Here is a 22,070-nt window from a genome sequence, read left to right as displayed (position 1 = left end):
TTGCCGAAGCGTGAGGGCCCGCCGCAGCCGCGTGAGAAGCCGCACATCATCAAGCGGCGCCCCCCGCGTTCGGCGCTCGGCCCGCGACAGCCTAAGCCGAAACTGCCTGGCGACGAATGAGCCGGTTCGGGCGAGAAGCCGGATGGTTGATCCTCTGAATCGCCGGTGGATCCAGGAGCAAGTCTCCCGGATCCACCGGCGATCCCACGTCGGCCATCAATTCTCAACAGAATGACATCAACCGACGCAAGTCGGACTCGGAATCGAGGGTCAGGACTTTGGAAGCGGTTGCCCCGGCGTGTGTGGCCCAGCGGACCGTGACGGTGCTTGAAAACGTCACGGTCGCACATGAGACGTTCCGGATCCGGCTCGACGATCCCGAGATGGCCCGGGTGATTCTTCCCGGTCAGTTCTTGATGATCCGAGGCACGCGCGGATCCGACCCGCTCATGGGCCGGCCGTTCGCCGTCTATGACGTGGCTCGCGACGCGAGCGGAACCGCAACGGCGGTGGATCTGGTTTATCTGGTGATCGGTCGCGGAACCGCGGCACTCGCCGCGCTTCGGGCGGGCGACCGCGTCACCGTTTGGGGTCCGTTGGGACACGGCTTCGGGCCTCCTCCCGAGGGGCCCGTGATCTTCGTGGCCGGCGGGATCGGCCAAACCCCCTTCCTGGCACTCGGGAAATGGTGGCTCGGCCGCGCGCCTTTCGGAGCGGCCGAACCGGCGAGTCCAAATTCTCCCGGGCGGTACGCCTCCTCGGCGACCTTGCTCTACGGCGTGCGGACCGCCGCGCTGGCCGCCGGGGTCGACGACTTTGAGCGAGCCGGCATCGCCGTCGAGCTGGCGACCGACGACGGGACCGCGGGGCACCACGGCTTCGTGACCCATCTCCTGGAGCGGCGGCTCGAGCGCGGTGAGCGCCCGGCGAAGGTCATCGGCTGCGGCCCGCCGCCGATGCTCGCGGCCTTGTCGCGGCTCGTCGAGCGCTACGAGGTTCCTTGCGACCTGTCGCTCGAAAACCACATGGCGTGCGGCTTCGGCGCCTGCTTCAGTTGCGTCGCGCCGATTCGCCAGCCGGACGGCTCGACCGACCTCCGCCGAGTCTGCGTCGAAGGCCCGATCTTCCCCGCCGCCGACGTCGTCTGGTCGGTTTGAGCGGATCGCCCCCCTCACTCAGCGCGTCCGCAAGCGGATCTGATCGCGGAGCCTGGCGGCGAGTTCGTAGTCTTCCTCGGCGACGGCGTCTTCGAGTTGCTCGCGGAGCGTCTTCTCGACCGCGAAGTTCTTGCGGATCTCCTGCTCGAGAACGCGGAGCTGCTCGATCAGGGGCTGGTTGGGGGTTTCGCTGTCGCTGTGCTCTTCCGACCATCGAGTGTGGTGCGTGGTGAGCCGGTCGGCCCCTTCGCGAACCACGTCGATCGCCTCGTCCGGCTTGCGCCGCTCGAGGGCAAGGGCGGCGGCGGCCTGGGTCCGGTGGAACAGGACAAGGCCGCGGAACCGCTCGTGCGAGGCGATATAGTCGTCGTCGATACCGTGTTTGCAGACGAAATCCATCAGGGCCAGGGTGTGGTCGGCATCCAAAAGCGCCTTGTCGTAGCGCTGGAGCGAGAGCCAGGCCACCCGGCGATGATAGAACTGGACGAACTCGCGGTCGGCCTCGGCGCAGTGATCGGGCGACATCGTCCAGTGGGTCGTCTTCCCCGCCTCGGTCTGGCCACGCCCCGAGGCGCGATAGCGAAGGTAGTCAAGATAGCTGGGGAAGCCATGGGGACGGGTGCCGTCGGGGCGTCCCCCGACCTCGAGTTGAAGGACCCCGAGTTCGACCCGGACCTGGACGACCATCCGGCCGTCCCGCGCCCGCACCTCACGCGCGATCACTTCGCCGGGCTCCGGCTCGTACGGCCAACCTTGGATGGTGTCGTCCATATCACGACGCATGACCTGATCCTGCGTAAGGCCCAGTCGACCGTCGATTTCCGCACCGATTTCCAATTATATCCGACACGCCCCGCCGAGCCTATTGCCTGGAAATTGCCCTGACACGGCTTCGGCTCGTCCTGTGCTCGCATTGACAGTGCTCCGCGCGGGCTTCATGATGAGCCGTTCGAACCGAATCGCCGACTCCTCAACGACCGAGCACAGCACAGACCCCTCGAGCTAACGATGTTTACGAGCGAGCCCAGCCTGGCCCAGCGCATTGAACGAATGATCGCCGACACGCCGATCATCGATCCCCACACCCACATCCGCTGCGACCAGCCCAATGCGCCCGACCTGGCGAGCTTGATGAGCTACCACTGGGTCCAAACCGAACTCCGAGCCGTCGGGATGCCGGCCGCCGACTTCGCCGCGGAATTGCCCGCCGACGAGCGGGTTCGCCGCTCGATCCCGTACCTGCGCAAGATGCGCAACACGGCGACGGCCTGGTGCCTCTACCGGATCTTCCGCGACCTCTTCGACTTCTTCGACCCGGACCTGACCGAGGCGAACTACCGCGACCTCTTCGACGCCGTGGCCAAGACCGGGCAAGACCCGACCTGGGCCCCCACCGTGCTGGGCGAGCGTTGCCATATCGAAACCGTGGTGACCAGCCTCGGGAACCGGAGCGCAGACCCCGCCAAGAATCCCGCCAACGTCCTGTTCAGGCTCGACGTCCACGACCTGTTCAGCCCCGGGGTCACCACCGGCCAAACGACCAAGGGGGCGTACTACGAAGCCCTCGCCCAACTCCTCGGCGAGCGCCCCGCAACCACCGAAGGGTTGTCGCGCCTGGTTCGCGACTGGCTCGACCGCACGGTCACCGGGCCGGTCCGATTCACGAACACGCACCTGCCGATCGAGCAGCGGCTCCTGCCCCCCGACGCGATCGAGACCCAGCGCGTGCTGACCCAGGCCGCGAACAACGGTGCGCTGTCCGACCCGGACATCGACGTGCTGGTTCGGTTCGTCACCTGGCAAATCCTCGGCTGGCACCACGACCATCAGAAGGCGATCCAGATTACGGTGGGGGCCGAGTCCAACATCTGCGACGGCAAGAGCATCCCGCGGTTCCAGGAAAATTGGACGAGCGAGATGACCCGCGTGTTCCACCACTTCGGCAACGCGCGGTTCGACCTGATGATGGCCTCCGACCTCCTGACCCACGAGACGGCCATCCTGGCCCGAAAGTTCCCCAACGTGTACGCCTCGGGCTACTGGAGCCACAACTTCTTCCCGGCCACGATCGAAAAGATTTTCGGCATGCGGGTACAGATGGCGCCGATGACGAAGTTCAGCGGGTTCCTGAGCGACGCCTCCCACGTCGAATGGACCTACGGCAAACTCCAAATCGTCAAAAAGGCCATCGCCACGTCCCTCTCTCATCTGGTCCCGTCGGGCTACTACGAGGAATTCGACCTCCCGGCGCTCCTCCACCAAATCCTCCACGACACCCCGCGCGACCTGTTCAACCTCAGCCCCGCCTGAGTCGTCACCCCGCAAACCGACCCCGGGGCGGGGCCCTCCACCGGAGGCTCCGCCCCAATCTTTTGCCGCCTCAGTCCCGCTCAGTGGCCCAGGACAGGGCGAACACGGCATTTTTAAAGCTCGCTTTTCGCTTAAATAAACAATTTCAACCGTCGACTGAGATTGTCTGAGAAAGTCTGCACCAGGGTCTTGTAATCGCGATCACCCTGTGGCATAATCCTCCTCTCGGCCAGCAACGAGGGCCGCCTTCCTAGCTCAATTGGTAGAGCAGCTGACTCTTAATCAGCGGGTTGTAGGTTCGAGTCCTACGGGAGGCATTTTGAAGCCCGTCTCATCATGAGGCGGGCTTTCTTCGTTGATTGCTCTCAATCGCCTAGAAGCAAGACGTTAAGACCGGCGTTGCGTCAGCCGCTAAGACGCCATTCATGTCCGTTAGAATCGAGATCGGGGACAGAGAACTTTTGTCTGAGGCACTTCGACGCTTCAACAAATCGGTTCGCCTCGTTTATCGGCGAGGATGGGCCAAGCGACATTATGGTTACTTTGAGAAGCCGAGTGTCTTGAGTCGGAGGAGATGCAAGCTCGAACGCATCGGTCGCCGCCGAGGGTTTAGCTTCCGTCGGAGAACAGATTTTCCGGTACTGTTCTCCCGTCAGGAGGACAGTTCACCCACGCATCGCTCGGCTCCTTCACAACGAATCGGCTTTATGATCAGCCGAGTTTGAGGGCTTGGTTCCGATGCTGAGTCGAAAGGACACCCAATGGAAATCCAGACGCTGATCATCCTCGGCCTAGCGGTTGTCGACGCGGTCATCATCGCGGGCTTCTCTCTGTGGCTCCGCTCAACCCTGCCCATGGATGAAAAAGCCCTCTCCGCCAACCGTGCAGGGCTGTTTATGTTCGTGGTGCATGCCCTCTTGTGCTTCAAGGGGGTATTTTTGATTCTCCAGCTCGCAACCCTCGGGGTCCTCTTCGCCCTTTGCTATCTCCAGCACATGGGAAAAATCTCGAAGGCCTCGCCCGTCGCGTCGAAGTAGCGGCCCTTCAGGTCCCGCCGAGGCGAACTCCTTTTCTGAGATTTCCGAGACAAAGGATCGCATGTCGCCAGGTGAGCGTCCTTTCGGTCCCCCTGCCGTCGTCGAGTCTTCCCCCAATTTCGCTTCTTCAACCTACGTCGGCCTGAGAACGATGAGTCGCTGATTCGAAGCTGGGGTGCAGCAAACGGCGTCCTGCACGCACAATTGGTCTCAGCTTGTTAATCCGACATGATGAAGCGAAGGGCATCATTGAAATCTTGTGGGACCGTCGACGAATACGCGCCTACCAAGCGATTTGAGATCGCCAACCGAGGGGACGCACATGACAAGGTACTTCGTTGCTGCCAACTTCTGGCTTGCCACCACCCTTCTTGTGCTCCTTGGGCAAAGGTTCGAACGATCAAGCCCCACTTACTATTCGTTCTTCGGTCAGGCGTGGATGACGCCGACCACCTACAACGTCGTACTCCTCCTCTGCGGCACCGTCTCGGTCGTTTTCTTCGGCATGACGTGGACGACAAGATCGAATCGGGCTCCATCGAGGAAGCCGGACGACGACCCAGGGGTCTAAGATGGCTCGGAGAGTGCCGGCCCTCGGTATGAGATCGATGGTCGATTTCACTACGGAATGAGATCACTCGTTGCGAGTTCAGCCTCGCTTCACCCGACTCCCCCAACCATCCGGGACCTCGCTGGGTTAGCCTCACTTCCCTGGTCCAACCCGACGTAGGATGGTTGCTTGGCCACTCACAGGCCAGACCTAAAAACAGGGCATATCTACAAATAAACACACGCACATGCACGAGCTCGCAGCATTCCTCCCACCTCTGAAAAGTGGGCTTCCTGCCTAGCTTTCCTGTGAGCGGGCGACCGCGTTTGGATCGGGCGAATCTCCCTGCTGCCCCTTGCGACAATCCGGGCAGATTGGACCGCCATCAAACGTCCATCCACGATCGATGAACTTCTCGCAGGCCCTTCGTTTATGCTTGTCGCTGTGGAACGAATGGGGAGAGGCTGAGATATGGTCTTGGCGGTGGCAAGCGGTCCGCGAACAAAGCAGCCGGAACGAAAGGCCGAGTCTCGATCCACATGAGCTTACGGACGGGAGGATCAGTGAAAGAAGAGGACTCGTCTCGTGAGGCATCGGGGCACCTCAGGCCGTGTTTCGCCTCGTCCGTTCTCTCTGACACGACTTCCCCGCACGTGGTTCAGACCCCACCGTTCAATTCTGGATCGCCACCCAATTCCTTCGACTTTTCCAAAGCGTCAGCCTAAGCCCGTGAGAATGCCGACGGCGACCGCCTCAGGAATGAGGAACTCAACATGCCAATCGACTCAAGACGGTGCCGCCCGTTCAATCTGGGCGATGGGATGATCCCTGGGCGATGGGATGATCCTCGTCGCAGCGACGGCGGTTGGGCTGTGGGGCTACCAGTTCAGTAATCACGTCGTCACGCCTCTCGGGACGGTATTCTCGTTCTCGGCCTACCTCTCCCCGGTTATGTTGGCATTAACCCTTGCGTATTATCCGATCCGGTTCCGACCCCCGCATCCGAACCGTCAACGAACGATGAGGCAAGCTGGATTTCTGTCATGCATGTCAGTTGTTGCGAGCGTTGCAACATTTATCGCGTTCGCATTCGTTTCCGGCCTACCAAAACACAAGCCGTCTCTCAACCGATTACTCGTCGAAATCGCTGGCGAGCTACCCGACATCGCCGCGTTGAGTGGAATACCTGTACTGACGACCTGGTTCCTATTTTGGCTGGCGGGGGCCATAAGGAAAGAACCGGGGTGGATCGATCGTCTTGGAATAACACTCGGGTGCGGGTGGATCGTAACGACCCTTTTCGTGTTTTACGAAACGCCATGATCATTTGATATGGCCCCTCCCCCACCTCGGCGCTCCGTCGCGACGGCGGGGCTCTGACCACTGTCCAAATAGGCCCTATCCCAGGTCTCCGAGAATCACCCAACTCTCAAGCCTTCCCAGACACCCCAGCCGAGCGTTCGCATCGCCCCGGCCCTGGTACGGCTCCATCGCCAGAACACATGCCCGAATCACGAACTTTGTCTCTTTATAGGCTAGTTCGGACTGGCGCGCCGGCGATGACGATTCGCCACAACGCGAGACGCCGGCACCGACTCAGGGAGATTCCCGGCGATTGTCGACTGGGACAATGGAAAACAATCCCCTATACTTGACGGGGTCACACCGATGAGCCAAACCGAAAAACCTTGCCACGGGGGCAAGGCCACTGACTGACCACCCACAACGCCCAAACCGTAGGGAATTCCGACATGGACCAGCCGGCAGGATCCGCCGATCATTCCGAGTCTTTGCATCAGGCCAGTGGTCGGAAGAAGAAAGAATATCTAAAGCACCGCCAGGATTTTGCAGTGTCGCTCGCCGCGATTCACAACCTTGTTGGCGAAGATAAATTCAGGAGCATGTGCACACTCAGCGGAATCGAGCTGGGGCCCGGCGGGTCCGGCGGGACCGAACTCGGAGCGGTCGCGGCCAACCTCGCGACCCCGGAAAGCCGCCATAGCCTCAAAGAAGCGTCCAAGGTGAGCGCGAACGAACTGCGCGATCGCTTCAGCCATCCCCGATCCCTCGATCAAGGGACGTTCGACCGAATGGACCGGAGCCATGCCGAGCTGGAACGGCTCGAGCGCGAAGGCGTCACGGCCTGATCCCGTGGACGTTCGGCTTGCCGCCCTCATGGGGTGGTAGGGATCGCGTTCAGGTCCATCGCCAAGCACGGGCCTGACGTGCCTTCCCTGCGTACCAGCCAACCCCTCCCTCCCCCCTCCTTTGGGACCGCGGGCGTCCCACTCGCTCTTCAATGGAATCGAATTCTCATTGAATTGAATCGAAATGCGGGCGGGACGCCCGCGGTCCCAGGGGGAGAAGGGTAGAAGCCGACACCGGGGGAACACAGAGGGTTTCCGAGGCTCGTCGGGCTCCCGTTCCTTTTTTGTTTTTGCGCTTTTTTTTGTCACACCCGATCGGCTCGCGACAATATCGGGTTGTCATGAGTGATGTCGAGCCGAGCCCCAGGAATGGACCTGTTCCGAGCCGTGTCCCCTGCTCCGTAGCAAGAGGATTGAGCTGCGACGCAACTCCAAAGCCAGGCAAGGAGTTGCTGACCGGAAGGCATTCCGGAGGACCGAGTTGCCACCGAGACCCGTCTGCACACCGGAAACGTCGACTGGGGTTGGCCTGACATCGCGGTCAAATCCGCTCGCGCTGGGCGACGTTCGCGTGGCCACGCTCGAGACGCTGGTGCGAGACTATCAGGCCGGGGTCCGTGCCTTCATCCGTGCGCTCGGGGTGAACGAGGCCGGGGTGGATGACCTCGCTCAAGAGACGTTCCTCATTGCCTACCGTAAGCTCGACGAGTGGGATCCCAGCCGTGACGCCGGACGCTGGCTGCGGGGAATTGCACGACATCTCGCCGCCAACGAACGTCGCAAGGCCGGACGGCGAACCCGCCTGCTCGCGGGCGGGCTGGCTGATTTCCTGATCGACCGGGCGGAGCCGGAACCGGATTCGGCGACGCCCACGGCGGAATGGCTCGAGGCGTTGCGGTCTTGCTTGCAAGAATTGCCGGAAGCCGGCAGAGAGTTACTCCTCAGGCGCTACGCCGAGGGCGAGCTCGCCGAGACGATGGCCACGCGAATGCAGACGCGTGCCGACACCCTGCGTCAGAGGCTCCTCCGCCTCCGGCTGCTCGTGAAGGGTTGTGTCGAGCGCAAGATGGGGGAAATGTGGTCATGACCGGGGCGCGTTACCACGAACTGCTCGGCCAACTGCTCGATGGGTCCCTTTCCGAAGCGGACGCCGGGGAGCTGCGGCGGGAACTCGAGTCTGATCCGGACCGATTCCGCGACGTGCGTGAACATCTGATGCTCTCGGATCTCTTGGCCCAAGAGTTGGCGCCGCATCGAGCCCCCGAGGCGTTCTGGCAAGGCGTTCAGTCCCGGCTCAACGCCCCGTCGGACGAGGGGGCCGCGGTGGAAGCGTCGACACCCCCGCGCCCGTTCGCCCTCGAGCCGCCGGCGCGGCGCAAGTACGGGCGGCTGGCGGCCGGAATCGCCGCGGGCGTTCTGCTGTCATTCGCACTCGTCTCCCAATGGTTCGCCTCAAAACCTCACGGGGTCAACAACGTCCCCCTTTCGTCCGGCAGCCTGGAATCAAGGTTGCCAGGGGCGACGCAGGTCTCGCTCCGGGGGGTGGTCGTGTGCGTCCATTGCACCCTACATCAGACCGAGAAATGTCAGCCGGCGGTTCGCATTCACGAAGAGGGGCATGAGGAAACGCTCTTCCTGGACGACAATGCGGTCCGCCGTGATTTCAATCGCAAACAAGGATGCGGCCGCACTCCCTTACAGGTCCTTGCCGAAGGGACCATGCATACCGAGAACGGCCGGCCGCTCCTCGCAGCCACTCGCCTGGAGGTTCAGCGTTAGCGCGTTCCTCGTGTCATCCCGTTCGTCCCCCACGCCCTTTCCCTTTACGTTAGGGAAGATTCTCAACCCAAGGAGAGTTTGATGCGACATGTTTTTGCGCTGGCCGTTGCCCTGGTCCTCGGAGCCGGAACCGTTCAGGCCGCCGATCCGACCTACCCCGACATCACCCATGACGAGCTGGTGACGGCCGTTGAGGCCAAGAAGGTGACCCTGCTCGACGCGAACGGAACGGACTCGTACAAGGCGGGCCACATCCCCACCGCGATCGATTTCGAGAAGGCGGAAAAGGACCTCGCCGCCAAGCTGCCGGCCGACAAGTCCTCCCTGATCGTCGCCTACTGCGCGAACGAGCGCTGCACCGCCTATCGCTCGGCGGCCCGCGTCGCCAAGGAACTGGGGTATACCAACATCAAGCATTACTCCAAGGGCATCTTCGGCTGGAAGGCCGCGGGCGCCACGGTTGAAACCGCGAAGTAACAGCAGCTTTGAACCAGCTCACCCTACGTTGACCCTCCGAGTGGGAACAACCGGGCAGCCGACTTCGGCTGCCCGGTTTCGCTTGGTCAGCTCACTACTCCATCCCCCGGCCCGGCCAGCCGGCTGGCTGGCCTCATCACGGCTCCCGATTCGAGCCGATTCGCTTCGAAAAGGAACGGCATGATCCAGCCAGCAAGCGTTCGTTGGAAGCCGCGGAGCATCGTGACCTCGTGGGGACGGTCCTCCATGCTCGTGCTCGTCTTCGTGTTCGCCCTGCTGGGTGCGGACGCTCTCAAGCCACCCGTTGGCGCGGCGGAACCGCTCGTGTTCGGTGTCAACAATCCCGTCCACGGCTACGACACGCGGCCCACGCGCGATCGCTTCAGTCGATTCAAGGCCGACCTCGACGCGGGCCGGATCACTCTGGAGGCCGGAGACGAGCTCACGTTGCTCCGGAGCGTGCTGGGTGCGCTCGAGATCCCCGTTTCCTCGCAGATGCTGGTGACCTCGGCGACGAGCTTCCAGAAAACGATCATCTCGCCTCGACGACCGCGGGCGCTTTACTTCAACGATGATACCTATGTCGGCTTCGTGCCGGGTGGCCAGATCGAAGTCGTCTCGATCGACCCCGCACTCGGCCCCATTTTCTCCATCTTCGGCCGCCCGACGGCCGCCGGGAAGGCGCCGCGGATCCAGCGGATCGCGTCCTGTTTGACCTGCCACGCGACGCCGCAAATGGACGAGATCCCGCAACTCGTGATCGAATCGGTCGTGCCGAGCATCACGGGCGGCGGTGAAAAAGCGTTCCGGCGCGACCTGAGCGGGCACGGCGTGCCCCTGGACCAGCGTTTCGGCGGCTGGCTGGTGACCGGGGCTCCCTGGTTCTCCCAGCACTGGGGCAACATCCTCATCGAGCGAACCAGGTCGGGCGCCAAGCAACGGTCGATGGAGCCGGGCGAGCTGTTCGACCTGGGCCGCTATCCCATTCCGACCAGCGAGCTCCTTCCGCAACTCCTCCACGAACACCAGGTTGGATTCACCAACCGCGCCGTCACCGCCACCTATCGCACGCGGGTGCTCCTCCAGGAAAACGCCGGCCGCATCGAGGCCATCAAGCCCGACCTGGAATCGCTGGCGCGTGGCCTCGTCCGCTACCTGCTATTCGCCGACGAGGTGCCACTTCCCCCGGGCGGCGTGACGGGTGCCGAGGCGTTCAAAACCGACTTCCTGGCCAAGCGCCGCGTCGCTTCCAACGGTCATTCGCTCCGTGACCTGGAGCTGAGCACCCGGCTCATGCGCTACCGCTGCTCGTACATGATCGACTCGCCGGCCTTCGCGGGCCTCCCGCAGCCGCTCCGCCAGATCGTGGATCTCGAGCTGGAACGGGCGCTCGATCCCGCAACAACAACGCAAGAGTATGCCTACTTGCCCGCTGAGGAAAAGCAGGTCATTCGAACCATCCTTCAAGAGATGCGTCCCCCCTCGGCTCAGGAAGATCCCCGCTGATCCCCCCCATCATCGCCCGCCCCTCCGCAACCGGATCTGGTCTTCCCTGGGACCGCGGGCGACCCGCCCGCAATTCTATTTTCACCTAAACATTAATTCATTTAAAACAAATTTAAGAGCGGGCGGGACGCCCGCGGTCCCAGGGGGGGGGGGGAAGAGAGAGGGAGCGGAGCACTGTACGGTTGACACCTTAGACGTCAGATGACCACTCGGTCGTGTATATTGGGTCATACCAACAGAGCAGAGCCTGGAGACGAGACTTCCTGAGCGAAGCCTCCCGGGAACGCGATGAGCGCTGGCTCCTCGTTGAGGAGGCCGTGTCATACGACGCCGACAAATGGAGTTTTCGAGTCGATGATCCGTGTCTGGTACTCCAATCACCTCGATCGCCTGGCCGAACTTCTGTCCGAGAACCTTGACGCCGCAAACCGCGACCCGGCGGCCGACCTGTTCGAGCGGCCCCCCATCGTCGTCCCGAACCCGCAAATCGCGGTCTATCTGAAATACGAGGTGGCGCGCAGGACTGGCATCGCCGCGGGGCTGTCGTTCCAGGTGACCGAGCAATTCCTGGCGACCCTCTTACCCCCCTCGAAACCGGCCCTGCGGCTGCTCGATCGGGCCTCCTTACGGGCCATGTTTCTCGAAATTCTGGGGGCGGAGGCAAAGACCGAAACCGCTCGGCCCCTCCCCGGCCCCGTACGGACCTACCTCGACGCGGCGGGCGACGACATGGCGGCGCGCGACCTCCGGCAGTTCCAGCTCGCGACCCGGCTGGCGCGGCTGGCCCGGCAGTATGGCGACACCCGGCCCGAACTCCTCCGCGCCTGGGCCGAGGGAGACACCGACCTGGGTGACGGCCCGCTCGCCGAGACCGAAGGGTGGCAGCGCGACCTCTGGACCCGGCTCGTCGGTGACGGGGGAACCCTCAGTCGGAGCCGGGCCCAAGGCGGCGACCAGTTGATCCTCCCGCTCGAACTGTTCGGCCGGCTCGATAAGCTCGACGGCTACCGGCCACCGCCCCTGGTTCATATTTTTGGATTCTCCTACATCTGGACGGGTTTGCGCGAGATGCTCGAACACCTCGGGCGATCCTCGGAGGTGCATGTCTACGTCCCCTCATCCTGTCAGGCGTTCTCGGATCGCTCGGTGAAGAAGGGGGTGGAGGGGCACGACCTGGTCCGCACCTGGGGCCGTCCCGGCGCGGAGTTCTCCAAGATGCTCGCCGGTCTCCGCAAGGTAAGCGTCACCACGGCGTTCGTCGAGCCCACCCCGGCAACCACGCTCGAACACCTGCAAAGCGCGATCCTCCAGGGAAAAGACGCCGACAGTCCCCCGCTCTCGCCCGACGGCAGCCTCGCGGTCTTGGCCTGTCCGGGCATCCGCCGCGAGGCGGAGGTCATCGCGGGTGAGATCTGGCGGCTGGTCCGCGAGGACGACGCCCGGCAAGGAGCCGCGGCCGACCGACTCCGGTTCCGGGACATTGCGGTGCTGATCGCCGACTCCCGGAATCGCCAGAGCTATCAGGCGCACCTGCGAGCGGCGTTCGAGGAGCTGTTCGACATTCCGTCCACCATGATCGACCTGCCGCTGACCGGCGAGTGCCGGGCGGTAGAGGCGGTGCTCCGACTCCTCGACCTGCCGTTCGGCGAATTCACGCGCCCCCAGCTTCTGCCCCTGCTCACCCACCCGGCCGTGCAGGCGAAGTTTCCCGGGGCCGACGCCGACCGCTGGCGCGCCTGGTGCCACCAGCTCGAGATCGTCCACGGGGCCGACCGACTCGATCATGAAGACACGTACATTGATCGCGACCTGTTCCACTGGGATCAAGGTCTGCGCCGGCTGGTGCTCGGCGGGTTCATGACGGGCCCCCGCTGCGGCGACGAGCGCGGCTTCCGCCTCGGCGATTCCGAATGGCTCCCCCACGATGAGCCGGTCGAAACCCAGGCCGACGCCGCGCGACTGCTCCTGCTCGTGCGCTCGCTGGTGGCCGATGCCCGGTTCGCCCGCTCGGCAAGGCTGACCTTCACCGAGTGGTCGGCCTTCTTCACCAAGCTGATCTCCGCCTACCTCGCGGGCGACTCCGACCTCGAGCAGCGAGCCCTGGCGTCCTGCCTCCGCGAGGCGGCGGACCTAAAACGCCTCGACCTGAACGGCGCGGTCGTCGGCTACCGGGTCGCCTGCGAGTGTCTTCGTGAAGCGGTCGAGGGCCTGACCGACGCCCGCGGGCACTACCTGGCCGACGGCGTGGCCGTCGCGCCTTTGCTGGAGATGCGGGCGCTTCCGTTCCGGGTGGCGTTTGTCTGCGGCCTGGGCGAAGGGTGCTTCCCCGCGGCCGACGGTCCCGATCCGCTCGACCTGCTGTCAGGCGGCAAGCGCCAACTCGGCGACATCAGCCCGCGCGACCGCGACCGCTATCTGTTCCTCGAAACGATCACCTCGACCCACGACCGGCTCTACCTCTCGTACGTCGCCCGAGACGCCCAGACCGGCGAAAGCCTCGAACCATCCTCCGTGATCCACGAGTTGCTCCACCATCTCGAACGCGAGGGACAAGACGAAACCGACGCGGCCGACTGGGTGCGCAAGGAGCCGCTCCGTCGCTTCGACAATATCGACATATTGACCGTCCCTGTCGCGTCGACCGCCGCGTGGCGGGAGGCGCGGGCGCGAGCGCTCCGGCCCTCATTCCGGGCCCATTGCGGTCCCGCCACGACGATCTCGCCCGAGCAAACCTGGCGGCTCGGCGGCGGACTCCGCGACTGGCTGGGCCTCTGCCCTCCCTACCAGGCGAAACCGACCACGGAGCCGGCCCGCCGGATCCAGGTCTCGATTCGCGAGATCCGCCGGTTCCTCGAATGCCCGCTGCAAAGCTGGGCGCGACTCATGCTCCGGATCCGCGAGAACGAAGGCGACGGCGCGGCCGACCGCGAAGACGAGCCGTTCGCCACGGCGACGCTCCACCAAACGACCCTGCTCCGCGACGTCTTCCACGATGGGCTTCAATACCCCTCAAAGGAGCTCTCCCCAGCCTTGCTGGAGGCGATGTACGCCCCCCGGGCCGAAGTGATGGCACGGTCCGGCCTGATGCCCGTCGGCCTCTTTCGGGAGTCGGACCGCCGCCGCCATCTCGCCTGCCTGGGCGCCTGGCACCATGGGGCGATCCACCGAGGGCTGCTCGACCACGGCCCGTTTCAGATCCAGCGGTTCGGCCGCGCCTCGGAGAACGAGGCCGTCGACGCGCTCCGCGACCCGATCGTGGTCGACGTCCCACTCCCGGGGCCCGACGGCTCGACGCGGCCCGTCCCGGTCGAAATCCACGGCCGAACCGAATTGGTCTCGGCGAACTTGCCCGGCTCGATGACCTGCGTGACCCGAGACAAGGCCAAGCCCAAGGACTTCTTCGCCGGCTTCCTCGACGCCGTCGTCCTCAATCTCACGCCCGGCCCCCAACGCCAAGCGAGCTATCAGGCCCACGTCCTGACCCACTCGGCCAAAGCCGGCCCCGAGCACGAACGCCTCTTTCAGGGGATCGATTCGACCAACGCACGAACATTCTTGAGCGATATCCTCTCGGACATGTTCAGCGGTTCGCACGCTTACCTGCTCCCTTGCGAGGCCGTGTTCGACTTCATCATGAAAGGGAAACGCGTCTCGGAGAGCATCGACGAAATCAAGGATGACAACCGCAAGCCCTGTAGCTCGCGCTATGGCCCCGTGCCCAATTTCGCCCGCTACGACCCGCCCGGCGACGACCTGGCCGAAGCGATCATCGCCAGGCGCTTCGGTCTCTTCCAGAAAAGCGGCGGGGTGGTGAGCCAATGACCGTCCATTACCCGAGACCGGCGATCCTCGATCGGATCCCGCACGACCGGCACGCCGTGATCGAAGCGTCGGCCGGAACCGGCAAGACATACACGATTGAACATCTTGTCATTGAACTGCTTCTGCGGGAACAGGTTTCGATCGACCAACTGCTCGTCCTGACCTTCACCGAACGAGCCGCCGCCGAGCTCCGGCAACGGATCCGCGCGATCATCGGCAAGATCCTCGGCGCCTGGTGCGAAGGGGGGCTCGAGTGCCGCTGCGACCGCTCGGGCACGTTCTGGCGGGTCGACGACGCCCGGCGGGAACAGCTCAGGCACGCCCTCGCCTCGCTCGACGGCGCATCGATCGGCACGATCCACGGCTTCTTCGCCCGGGTCCTCAACGAACATGCGTTCGCCGGCGGTCGCCTCTTCGACGGCACCCTCGAAGACGGACGAACCCGGTTCGGCCGCGCCTTCAAAACGGCCCTGCGCCGCGTCCTCGCCCGAGGACCGAGCGACGCCGCCGAGTTGCTCGCGCTCTGGGTCGACGGGGGCAATGAAGGCATCGACGGCCTCGAAAAACTGCTTTACCAGTGCCATTCGTCGCGCCGAGAGGTCCGGCCTTCGTTCGATCTCACCGCGCTCCGGCGCGAGCTGGAAACGAATCCACTGTTCGAGATCGACATCAGTGAAGAACTGGAACAAATCGGCAAGTCCTTAAAAGCATTGAAGGTTCACGGAGCCACGACCAAGGCGATTTGCGGCAACCACCTCCCGGCCGTCGCGGCCAAGACGCGAGGGAGGGGACGCTCACTGAACCTCCTGGGGGACAAGGACTTCACCACGTCGCTCCGTTACCTCAATGAGAAACTGGGCGGCCTCGACCTGGATGGCACCGCCGCTACAATCCGCGACGCGATCGTCCAGCTCAACGACCGGCTCGCTCCGCTCAAGGCCGCGGTGATCCAGGCTTGCTTGATCCCGGTGGTCGACGAACTCGAACGGATGACGGCCACGACCGGGGCGTTCGACTTCGACGGAATCCTCGCCGGGGCCGCCGCCGCGGTGGACGGGCCGGACGGTGAGTCACTCGTGAACTCGCTCCGGGACCGCTTCCGGTACGCCTTGATCGACGAGTCGCAGGATACGGATGAACTGCAATGGTCGTTCTTCAAGCGAGTTTTCGTCGACAGTGACCGCAACAACTTCGTCTATCTGATCGGCGATCCGAAGCAGTCGATCTATGGATTCCGCGGCGCCGACGTGAAGGCATTCCTCACCGCCAGAGCACGGATCGTCAAGGATCAGGCGCCGGCCACGCTCGGGGACAACCACCGCTCGACCCCCGACTTGATCGCCGCGTACAACCTGATCCTCGACGGAGCGGCGAGCCCCCCCTTTCTCGAAGGTGAGATCACCTATCAGACGCCCGTGAAGCCGGGTCGAAAACTCGTGGCGCTCGCACGTGACGGCTCGCCTTCGAGCCCGGTCCACGTCCTCGAGATTGGCCCGAGGGGGGAATCGCTCTCCAAGAACGAGCTCTTTCGAGGGCTGGCGCGTCAGATCGCGCGCGAGGCCGCGCACATCTGCTCGGAACGACATGGCTTGCGGTTCGGCGAGCCTGGCGAGGAACGGCCGGTCCGGGCCGGGGACATCTTCATCCTGACCGCCTCGAACTCCGACGGTCCGCGGATCGCCGAGGCGCTTCGCGATGCCGGCGTGCCGTTCGCGTTCTACAAGCAAGAGGGCTTGTTTCAGACCGCCGAGGCCTCGGCCGTCCGCGACCTGCTCGCGGCGATCGACGACCCCGCCGACGTCTCACGCCGCAGCCTCGCCTGGATCACCCCGTTCTTCTCGGTGCCGCTCGACGCCCTGCCCGACCTGTTCGAGCTCCCCGACTCCCACCCGCTGCTGCGCCGGCTGATCGACTGGAAAGACCTGGCCGAGGCCCGGCGGTTCGAGACCCTGTTCGCCCGGATCCTCGACGAGAGCGGGATCGTCCGCCGCGAGCTGCTGTTCAAAGACGACGAGCGGGCATTAACCAACTATCTCCACCTGTTTGAATTTCTCCTGGAAGAGGTCCACGCCAACGGTGATGGGCTCAGCGAGCTGGTAGCCACCCTCGACGCCTACCTCCTGGGCACGCGCGAGCCGGCCGCCCAGGACGGCAACGTTCAGCGGCTGGAGAGCGACCGCGACGCCGTGCAGATCATGACCATCCACAAGAGCAAAGGACTGGAAGCGGCCGTCGTGTTCCTCTACGGCGGGTTCACGTCAAATCCGTCGGACGGGCTTTACGAATACCACGACGACGAAGGCACGCGCGTCCTTGATGTCGATCCCGACGCCCACGCCAAGGAGACGGCGAAACGCGAAAACGACGAGGAACGGCAACGGCTCTATTACGTCGCCCTGACCCGGGCCAAGGCTCGGCTCTACCTCCCGTTTGTCCCGAACGAGCACATGAGCAAATATTGGACGGGCGGATACCGCCGGGTCAACGACCGGCTCGCGGCCGTGCTCGACTTGCCCGAGGCGTCGCGTTTGTTCCACCGTGTTCCGTTCCGTGACGAGCCGATCCATCCGACGGGCAGCGGTCCGGGACGCTCCCCCGCAACCTGGCGGCCCCATCGGCACGACCTCGAAGCGAACGACGAGTCGAGCGAGTTCGCCGGGCTTCGCGACCGCCATCGGGCCTACGAGGTGACGTCGTATTCCCGGATGAAGCGGGACTGGGTCGGCGACTCCGAGCCGATCGAGCGCGACGAGCACCGGCGCGAACCGGGCCCATCGGCCGGCGCCAACATGCTGGCCGAGGGGGACCTGCCGGGCGGCCGCGCCGTCGGCACCTTCCTGCATGAAATCATCGAAGCGATCCCGCTCGATGAGACCGCCACGGCCGGGTCGCTCGACGCCTGGCGCACGCTCCCGAGCGTCGCGGAGACCATCGACGCCGCGATGGCGCGGAACGCGATCGAATCCAGCCACCGCGCCCATGCCGAGGCAATGATTTATCACGCCCTCACGGCCGATGTGCCGGTCGGTGCGGATCGCAAGATCCCTGGCTTCTGCCGCTGCCAGCGGTCGGTCCGCGAGATGGAATTCCTGTTCCCGTTCCCCGAGGAAGCGCACCCCGGGCTCGCGGACCCGAGACCCGGTAAGCTCGTCGTCGAACGCGGGTTCATCAAGGGATTCGTGGATCTTGTCGTTGAGCACGATGGCCTGGTGTATGTCGCCGACTGGAAGGGGGACGTCCTGCCGTCGTACGACGCCGAGGCCATTATGACCCACGTCGCCAAGCATTATGAGCTGCAAGCGAAGCTGTATGCGTTGGCGTTAGTGAAGGCGCTTCGGGTCCATTCGGAAGCCGAGTACGACCGCCGGTTCGGGGGCATGATCTACGTCTTTCTCCGGGCGGCACGTCAACCCGGGCTGGCCGGCCACGGGCTCTACTTCGCGCGACCGGCATGGAGTGACCTGCTTCAAAACGAGGCCGATTTGATCCGATTCGGCGCACGCCCCTCCGGAGGGATTCGATGAGACCGCTGACCGAGCTCTCTCCGTTCGGAACCGCACGCGCCGCTGTCAGTGCGGGTGCCCCCTCAGGTGACGACGACGAAACCGCACTGCTCGCCTGGCTCCGGCCGGTCCGCGAGCGACTCGCCGCCTCCTTCAACCTCGAGGAAGAGGTGGCGTTCCTCGCCTGGGAACTCGGCCGACTGCCCGACGGCTTGAACCGTCAGGAACGCGCGGCGCTGATTCTCCTCGCCTTGACCGCGTTGGTGACCCTCGGCCAAGGAAGCACCCGGCTTCCGTTTCGCGATCGGGCCGTCCGACTCGACACGGCGCGGCAGCTCCTCCCCGCCGAGGAACCGGTGCTCGGCCTGGACGCCGCGCAGGCCGTGGCGATGGCGGATGCACTCATTGAATCCGGACGTGCAAACGCGATCATTGGTGATCCGGACGACTTCAAGCCGCTGATCGTGGATGGTCCCTATCTCTATCTTCAGAAGATGCGGGCGCTGGAGGAGCGATTCGCCGAGGCGTTGCGCCGGCGGATCGAGGGGGACGGGGACGACGCCGGCTGGCCCGAGGCCGAGGTCTCGGCGGCGTTGCGCGACGTGGCGGGACGTCCCGCCATGCGCGGAGGCACAGCGCTGCCGCTCTCGCGCGACCAGTTCGCCGCCGTCCGGGTCGCGGCCAGCCACCGGTTGGCGGTCATCTCCGGTGGGCCGGGGACGGGCAAGACGACGATCGTCGTGTCGATTCTCCGCGTGCTCCGTCGCCTGGGCCTCCCTCCCGAGGCGATGCTCCTGGCCGCGCCCACCGGCAAGGCCGCGCAACGGATGGGGCAAGCGATCCAGTCCGGCCTCCGGGCCATCGCCGAACCTTCACCCGAGGATCAGGACCTGGAAGCGCTCCCCGAACCACGGACGCTCCATCGCCTGCTTGGCTATTCGCCCTCGACCGGACGGTTCTTGCATCACGAGAACAATCGGCTCGCCGGGCGTCTGATCGTCGTGGACGAGGCGTCGATGATCGACCTCGTTCTGATGGAGCGGCTCGCGCGGTCGCTCCGCGACGACAGTCGGCTCGTGCTGCTCGGCGACGACCACCAGTTGCCCTCGGTCGAAGCGGGCGCGGTGCTCCGCGACCTGCTGGTGGAAACCGACGACGGCCCTTCGCCACTCGGGCCTCGCGCGGTTCGGCTCACGGAGAGCCACCGCATGCGCCCCGACGACCCGGACGGCCGCAACATCCTGACCGTCTCGCAAGCGATCGACCGCGGCGCGCCCCCGAAGTTCGCCGCCAGGCGCACGAGCGACGACCTGATCGTGGAGCGAAACTCGTTCGCCGCAGTCGAATTCCGCGGGGTCGAGTTCCTCGAAGCCCCCGAAGGCGCGGGCGTGATCGACGGCTTTCTCGATCGCTGGAATCTTGAGGTTGTCCGGAATCTCGCCGACTTCGACCACCTGGTCGGTCGCCGCTACCACCTTGGCCGGGACGGGTTCCCCGAAGCGGAGCAAGGCCGGCTCAACCAGTTGTTCGACCACTTCGACCGGTCGCGGGTGCTCTGCCTGACCCGGGTGCTGGCGACGGGTGCCGATCGGATCAACGACCTGCTCCATGATCGAGCGCTCGTGGCCCGACCCGCGGGCACGTTCCGCGACGACGACCTGATTCCCGGTGAACCGGTGATGATGCAAGTCAATGATTACGGCCGCATGCTTTTCAATGGCGACCAGGGGCTCGTCCTGCTCGTCTCCGAAGCGGGCCGCCCCGCGCCGATGGTCGTCTTCCGCCGGGCCGACGGCTTCGCCACCCACCGGATCGGTTCGCTCCGATCGGTCCTCCGCCGGTCGTACGCCATGACGATCCACAAGGCGCAAGGCTCGGAGTTCGACCGCGTCGCCCTGATCCTGCCCGACGCCGACATCCCGCTCAACACCCGCGAGATCCTCTACACCGCCCTGACCCGAAGCCGGGCCGCCGTGACGTTGGTCGGCTCGCGCGAAACCTTGGCACGCGGAATCGCCCGAACCGCCCGCCGCTGTTCCGGAGTCGCCGAGCGCGTGCGCGGCCCTCGCCCGCCGGCCTGATTCGTATTATTAAATACCCAAAAAACCATATCCACCTGTTTGGATGTCCCAGGGGAGGGAGAGAGGGGGGGGAAGAACAACGACCCGCTACCGAGCGAGGCATCCCCCTCGTTCCCACGGTCCCCGTGGGAATGCCGATAGGGGTAGGGAGAGCGGATTACGCTCCCCCTCCCTCCAAACCGTACGGGCGGATCTCCCGCATACGGCTTTCCCGTTGGTGGTTTTACCTCAAAGAGGATTGACTGGCTAACTCATGGGCTCGTTCCAAGCTGAAAAGTCCATGGTCGGCAAAGAAGGCGTTGGGCCAACGTTGATGGTCGGTGCCACGACCGCGGCCTCGTTTCTTCATCCGTTTACGGAGCAGACTCCGCAGACGCATGCGGATCCAGCCGTCGAGTCGTTCAAACGTCCACTTGTGGCTGTGCTTGAAGTATTCAAACCAGCCACGAAGCGTTGGGTTGAGGCTAGCGATGATCGCGGAGAGGCTGCCCCCGGTCGTACGCGTGGTCTTCGTCCGGACCGTCTCCTTGAACTTGTCCAGGCTCTTCGGTCGCGGGCGGCGTGTGCCGTCCTCAAACCTGTAGCCCAGGAAGTCGAAGCTTTCGGTCCTGACGGCGATGATCCGCGTCTTGGTGGGATGCAGGGTCAGGCCGGCCGAGGCCGTCCACTCCTGCACCACCGCCATCGCTTGGGCCGCTTCCTCCGAGCTTCGACACAGGATCACGACGTCGTCCGCGTAGCGCACCATCTCGAAACCCGATTCGGCCATCAGGTGGTCGAGCGGATCAAGGTAGATGTTGCTCAACAGCGGGCTGATCACCGCACCCTGCGGCGTCCCCTGTTCGGGCGTCGATACCTCCAGGTCGTCGAGGACGCCCTGGTGCAGGAACGCGTCGATCAAGTTCAGCACCTTCCCGTCCGCTACCTTCTTGGCGACCAGCGCCAGCAGGCGGTCGTGGGGGATCGTGTCGAAATCGCTCTTCAAGTCGGCATCTACCACATGGGTGAATCCGCCTTTAAGCAGCTCGTCCACCCGCCGCAGCGCGTCCTTGCATCCCCTGCCGGGGCGAAAGCCGTAGCTGTGCGCGGCGAAGTCACGCTCGAAGATCGGTTCCAACACCTGCCGGAGTGCCGTCTGGACCACCCGGTCGCGGACGGTGGGAATCCCGAGCGGACGCTTCTCCTGGTTTCCTGGTTTGGGAATCCAGTGTCGGCGGATCGCTTGCGGACGGTAGGTTCCCGTACGCAGGGCGTCGCTGAGATCCTTCAGGTTCTCTTCCAGGCGGTCCTCGAACATCGTCACGGTCACGTGGTCCACGCCCGCGGCACCCTCGTTGGCGGCGACTCGAGAGTATGCCGTATACAGGGCGCGTTGCGGGTGGACCTTGTCCATCAGGCTATACCAGACTCCACCTTTGACCCCCTCGATGAGGGCCGTCAACATCCGCTCCGTCCAGACCGTCGGTTCGACCCAGACCCATGGGATCGGGATCTCTCTGGCGCGCCTAGCCCTCGCGGGCACTGCCTCCAGTTGGAATTCCTTCGCATCGGACATCGCGTCTCCACCTCCCTGCACCCCTTCGCTCCACCGGAGTTACCCGGCTTCTGCGCTACTATGGGTGCTCTGACTCCTGGACCCCCGGCTCTTCGTATCCTTATCAGGGACAATGAACACCGGCTTTGGCGAGGTCCAGGTCTCCC

At 64.4% G+C, this 22,070-nt stretch carries 14 protein-coding genes and 1 tRNA gene; 12 read left to right on the top strand and 3 right to left on the bottom strand.

Annotation, left to right across the window (positions count from 1 at the left end):
- Window positions 1-278: 278 nt before the first annotated feature.
- Window positions 279-1,157: a dihydroorotate dehydrogenase electron transfer subunit gene (locus BUS42_RS01735; protein ID WP_074304721.1), complete on the top strand. Its 879-nt coding sequence runs from the start codon at window positions 279-281 to the stop codon at window positions 1,155-1,157.
- Window positions 1,158-1,175: 18 nt separating this feature from the next.
- Here BUS42_RS01735 and BUS42_RS01730 read toward each other — a convergent pair whose 3' ends face one another.
- Window positions 1,176-1,940 carry a UvrB/UvrC motif-containing protein gene (locus BUS42_RS01730; RefSeq protein WP_074304720.1) on the bottom strand — a complete coding sequence of 255 codons (765 nt, stop codon included), beginning with the start codon at window positions 1,938-1,940 and terminating at the stop codon, window positions 1,176-1,178.
- A gap of 225 nt (window positions 1,941-2,165) precedes the next feature.
- Here BUS42_RS01730 and BUS42_RS01725 point away from each other — a divergent pair, with 225 nt between their 5' ends.
- From BUS42_RS01725 to BUS42_RS01685, 7 genes are all read left to right on the top strand, one after another.
- Window positions 2,166-3,467 carry a hypothetical protein gene (locus BUS42_RS01725; RefSeq protein WP_074304718.1) on the top strand — a complete coding sequence of 434 codons (1,302 nt, stop codon included), beginning with the start codon at window positions 2,166-2,168 and terminating at the stop codon, window positions 3,465-3,467.
- Window positions 3,468-3,711: 244 nt separating this feature from the next.
- A tRNA-Lys gene (locus tag BUS42_RS01720) sits at window positions 3,712-3,784 on the top strand.
- Window positions 3,785-4,228: 444 nt separating this feature from the next.
- Window positions 4,229-4,504, top strand: a complete 276-nt coding sequence (locus BUS42_RS01715; protein ID WP_074304716.1) for a hypothetical protein — start codon at window positions 4,229-4,231, stop codon at window positions 4,502-4,504.
- Window positions 4,505-6,805: 2,301 nt separating this feature from the next.
- Window positions 6,806-7,201, top strand: coding sequence for a hypothetical protein (locus BUS42_RS01700; RefSeq protein ID WP_254053239.1), 396 nt, complete (start codon window positions 6,806-6,808; stop codon window positions 7,199-7,201).
- Between the two features lie 481 nt (window positions 7,202-7,682).
- Window positions 7,683-8,288 carry a sigma-70 family RNA polymerase sigma factor gene (locus BUS42_RS01695; protein ID WP_254053238.1) on the top strand — a complete coding sequence of 202 codons (606 nt, stop codon included), beginning with the start codon at window positions 7,683-7,685 and terminating at the stop codon, window positions 8,286-8,288.
- Window positions 8,285-8,980: an anti-sigma factor family protein gene (locus tag BUS42_RS01690; protein ID WP_074304711.1), complete on the top strand. Its 696-nt coding sequence runs from the start codon at window positions 8,285-8,287 to the stop codon at window positions 8,978-8,980. Before BUS42_RS01695 ends, BUS42_RS01690 begins: the two co-directional genes overlap by 4 nt.
- 81 nt (window positions 8,981-9,061) lie before the next feature.
- Complete coding sequence (locus BUS42_RS01685) at window positions 9,062-9,457, top strand: rhodanese-like domain-containing protein (RefSeq protein WP_074304710.1); 396 nt, start codon at window positions 9,062-9,064, stop codon at window positions 9,455-9,457.
- Window positions 9,458-9,543: 86 nt separating this feature from the next.
- Here BUS42_RS01685 and BUS42_RS44060 read toward each other — a convergent pair whose 3' ends face one another.
- The gene (locus tag BUS42_RS44060; protein ID WP_173878233.1) at window positions 9,544-9,705 is read right to left on the bottom strand and encodes a hypothetical protein; all 162 of its coding nucleotides are present in this window, start codon (window positions 9,703-9,705) and stop codon (window positions 9,544-9,546) included.
- Between BUS42_RS44060 and BUS42_RS01680 the strand changes: the two genes are divergently transcribed.
- From BUS42_RS01680 to recD, 4 genes are all read left to right on the top strand, one after another.
- Window positions 9,704-10,963: a hypothetical protein gene (locus BUS42_RS01680; RefSeq protein ID WP_173878232.1), complete on the top strand. Its 1,260-nt coding sequence runs from the start codon at window positions 9,704-9,706 to the stop codon at window positions 10,961-10,963. The genes BUS42_RS44060 and BUS42_RS01680 overlap by 2 nt on opposite strands.
- Before the next feature lie 354 nt (window positions 10,964-11,317).
- A complete protein-coding gene (locus BUS42_RS01675) occupies window positions 11,318-14,785 on the top strand; it encodes an exodeoxyribonuclease V subunit gamma (RefSeq protein WP_074304708.1) in 3,468 nt (1,155 codons plus the stop codon).
- On the top strand, window positions 14,782-18,309 hold the full coding sequence (locus BUS42_RS01670; protein WP_074304707.1) for a UvrD-helicase domain-containing protein: 3,528 nt from the start codon (window positions 14,782-14,784) through the stop codon (window positions 18,307-18,309). The genes BUS42_RS01675 and BUS42_RS01670 overlap by 4 nt, the downstream gene beginning before the upstream one ends.
- Complete coding sequence (gene recD / locus BUS42_RS01665) at window positions 18,306-20,369, top strand: exodeoxyribonuclease V subunit alpha (protein WP_074304706.1); 2,064 nt, start codon at window positions 18,306-18,308, stop codon at window positions 20,367-20,369. Before BUS42_RS01670 ends, recD begins: the two co-directional genes overlap by 4 nt.
- 223 nt (window positions 20,370-20,592) lie before the next feature.
- Here recD and ltrA read toward each other — a convergent pair whose 3' ends face one another.
- On the bottom strand, window positions 20,593-21,924 hold the full coding sequence (gene ltrA, locus BUS42_RS01660) for a group II intron reverse transcriptase/maturase (protein ID WP_074304705.1): 1,332 nt from the start codon (window positions 21,922-21,924) through the stop codon (window positions 20,593-20,595).
- Between the last annotated feature and the right edge of the window lie 146 nt (window positions 21,925-22,070).

Origin of the sequence: Singulisphaera sp. GP187, assembly GCF_900129635.1 — a bacterium.
Taxonomy (GTDB): Bacteria; Planctomycetota; Planctomycetia; order Isosphaerales; family Isosphaeraceae; genus Singulisphaera.
Note: the sequence above shows the minus strand (reverse complement) of the source record. Positions and strands in the feature narration are given on the sequence as shown.

Coding starts and splice junctions, on each gene's coding strand:
- BUS42_RS01730 (WP_074304720.1), bottom strand. CDS start 1,940: ATGCGTCGTGATATGGACGACACCATCCAAGGTTGGCCGTACGAGCCG.
- BUS42_RS01725 (WP_074304718.1), top strand. CDS start 2,166: ATGTTTACGAGCGAGCCCAGCCTGGCCCAGCGCATTGAACGAATGATC.
- BUS42_RS01715 (WP_074304716.1), top strand. CDS start 4,229: ATGGAAATCCAGACGCTGATCATCCTCGGCCTAGCGGTTGTCGACGCG.
- BUS42_RS01700 (WP_254053239.1), top strand. CDS start 6,806: ATGGACCAGCCGGCAGGATCCGCCGATCATTCCGAGTCTTTGCATCAG.
- BUS42_RS01690 (WP_074304711.1), top strand. CDS start 8,285: ATGACCGGGGCGCGTTACCACGAACTGCTCGGCCAACTGCTCGATGGG.
- BUS42_RS01685 (WP_074304710.1), top strand. CDS start 9,062: ATGCGACATGTTTTTGCGCTGGCCGTTGCCCTGGTCCTCGGAGCCGGA.
- BUS42_RS01680 (WP_173878232.1), top strand. CDS start 9,704: ATGCTCGTGCTCGTCTTCGTGTTCGCCCTGCTGGGTGCGGACGCTCTC.
- BUS42_RS44060 (WP_173878233.1), bottom strand. CDS start 9,705: ATGGAGGACCGTCCCCACGAGGTCACGATGCTCCGCGGCTTCCAACGA.
- BUS42_RS01675 (WP_074304708.1), top strand. CDS start 11,318: ATGATCCGTGTCTGGTACTCCAATCACCTCGATCGCCTGGCCGAACTT.
- BUS42_RS01670 (WP_074304707.1), top strand. CDS start 14,782: ATGACCGTCCATTACCCGAGACCGGCGATCCTCGATCGGATCCCGCAC.
- recD (WP_074304706.1), top strand. CDS start 18,306: ATGAGACCGCTGACCGAGCTCTCTCCGTTCGGAACCGCACGCGCCGCT.
- ltrA (WP_074304705.1), bottom strand. CDS start 21,924: ATGTCCGATGCGAAGGAATTCCAACTGGAGGCAGTGCCCGCGAGGGCT.